Origin of the sequence: Kitasatospora sp. NPDC091257 (assembly GCF_044757675.1) — a bacterium.
Lineage (GTDB): Bacteria > Actinomycetota > Actinomycetes > Streptomycetales > Streptomycetaceae > Kitasatospora > Kitasatospora lactacystinica.
This window is the reverse complement of record NZ_JBIVVI010001433.1, coordinates 1-2,044: the sequence shown is the minus strand read 5'-3', so window position 1 is coordinate 2,044 and position 2,044 is coordinate 1. Positions and strand designations below refer to the sequence as shown.

At 73.8% G+C, this 2,044-nt stretch carries 1 protein-coding gene and 1 pseudogene; one reads left to right on the top strand and one right to left on the bottom strand.

Annotated features, from left to right (window positions below; all coding sequences use genetic code 11):
- Positions 1-133: 133 nt before the first annotated feature.
- Entirely contained in the window at positions 134-1,291 is a 1,158-nt protein-coding gene (locus ACIQOV_RS39075) for a Glu/Leu/Phe/Val dehydrogenase dimerization domain-containing protein (protein WP_387693917.1), read from the bottom strand.
- A gap of 207 nt (positions 1,292-1,498) precedes the next feature.
- On the opposite strand from ACIQOV_RS39075, the pseudogene ACIQOV_RS39070 reads away from it, so the two are divergent.
- Positions 1,499-2,044: pseudogene (locus ACIQOV_RS39070) on the top strand (hypothetical protein); the annotation flags it as partial.

Genomic DNA, 2,044 nt, shown 5'->3' with positions numbered 1-2,044 from the left:
GACTGATTATCCCCCCTAGGGGGGCCTCGGATCACCCGTTCGGCGGGAGAAGTGAGAATCCGGTTCCACATCGTGATGCGCGGGGGACCGTCCCCACGGCCCCCCGCGCATCACCCGGTCGGTTGTCGACCCGTCAGGCGCGGCGGGCGCCGGGCAGCAGCACCGTGCGCAGGGCGCTGATCTCGCGCATCCGCTTCTCGGCCAGGCGGTCGGCGGCGACCGCGGGCGGGATGCCGTCGGCCGTCGCCCGGGTGAAGATCTCCAGGGTGGTGTCGAAGATCTTCGTGGCCTTGTTCTTGGCCCGCTCGAAGTTGAAGCCGTCGATCTCGTCGGCGACCTGGATGACGCCGCCGGAGTTCACCAGGTAGTCCGGCGCGTAGAGGATGCCGCGGTCGGCCAGGTCCTTCTCGACGCCCGGGTGGGCCAGCTGGTTGTTGGCCGCGCCGCAGACGACGGAGGTGCCGAACTCGCCCAGCGCCGCGACCGTGGCGTCGGTCAGCGCGCCGCCGAGGGCGCAGGGGGCGTAGACGTCCAGCTTGGCCTGGAGCAGGGCGGTGGTGTCGGCGACGACCTCCACCTCCGGGTGGGCGGCGCGCACCCGGTTGACCGCGGCCTCGAAGGGGTCGGTGACGACGACCGTGGCGCCGTCCGCGACCAGGTGGCCGACCAGGTAGTGGCCGACCTTGCCGACGCCCGCGACGCCGACCCGCTTGCCGCGCAGGGTCGGCTGGCCCCAGCGGGCCTGGGCGCTGGCGCGCATGCCCTGGAAGACGCCGAAGGCGGTCAGGATGGACGAGTCGCCGGCGCCGCCGTGCTCGGGCGAGCGGCCGGTCACGAACTCGGTCTCGCGGGCGATGACGTCCATGTCCTGGACGTAGGTGCCCACGTCGCAGGCGGTGATGTAGCGGCCGCGCAGGGACTCGACGAAGCGGCCGTAGGCCCGGAGCATCGCCTCGTTCTTGTCCTTGTTCGGGTCGCCGATGATGACGGCCTTGCCGCCACCGAGGTCCAGGCCGGCCAGCGCGTTCTTGTAGGACATTCCGCGGGACAGGTTCAGCGCGTCCTCCAGCGCCGCCTCCTCGGAGGCGTACGGGAAGAAGCGGGTGCCGCCGAGGGCCGGGCCCAGGGCGGTCGAGTGGATGGCGATGATCGCCTTCAGGCCCGAGCTGCGGTCGTGGCAGAGGACGACCTGCTCGTGACCGTCGCCGGGGGCGCCGTCCTGTTCGGTACGGAAGATCCTGCTGAGCACGCCGGGTGCGGAGTGCGTGGCGGGGGTCTGTACGTCGGTCACTGTGGTGACTCCAGTATCGAAGGCCCGCTGCTGTGGTGCGGGCGTCTGAGGCGAAGCGTAGCCGCGCCGGTGCCGCCGATCGGCCGTCTTGTCCGAGCTGGGGCCGGTCGTCCGAGGAGTGAGACGGGAAGGCGGACGGGTGCGGGCGCGAACGGGTTCGGGGGCGCGCCCTCCCGGGGCCGGGCGGTGCGTGCGACCATGCAGGACGTGACCGTCGTACGTACTTCCGTACAACCGCCCTACGCCGCCCACCTGCGGGTCTACGAGCCGCTGGCCGCCTATCCGGAGCCCGAGCGGGCACACTGGCAGGCCTGTGCGGCGGAGCGCGGTCCGGACGCCGCCGAGCCGTCGCAGCCGGTGGCGGCGGCGGTGCTGGAGGAGCAGCGGGAGGCGCTCGCCGGGCTGGCCGCCCGCACGCCCCGGGCGCTGCCCGAGCGGGAGAGCGGGCGGGCGTACCTGCGGGTGGTGGACGGCGTACTGTACGTCTGCCCGTGGGCGACCCGACTGCGCAGCTGGCAGGCGCTGGAGGAGCTGCGGGCCGGGGCGCCGGTGGCGCTGCTGGACACCGCGCTGCCGCCGGTGACCCGGGCGGCCGCCGAGGCGGACCGGGAGCGCTGGCGGGCCGAGCACCCGGACGCCCGGCCGTGGATCCTGACCAGCCGGTGGGAGGTGCCGGTGCGCTGGTTCCTGCCGTTCGGGGACGAGGACCGCTGCTTCGTGCCGGGCGGGGACGGACCCGCGGACGGACCGGGA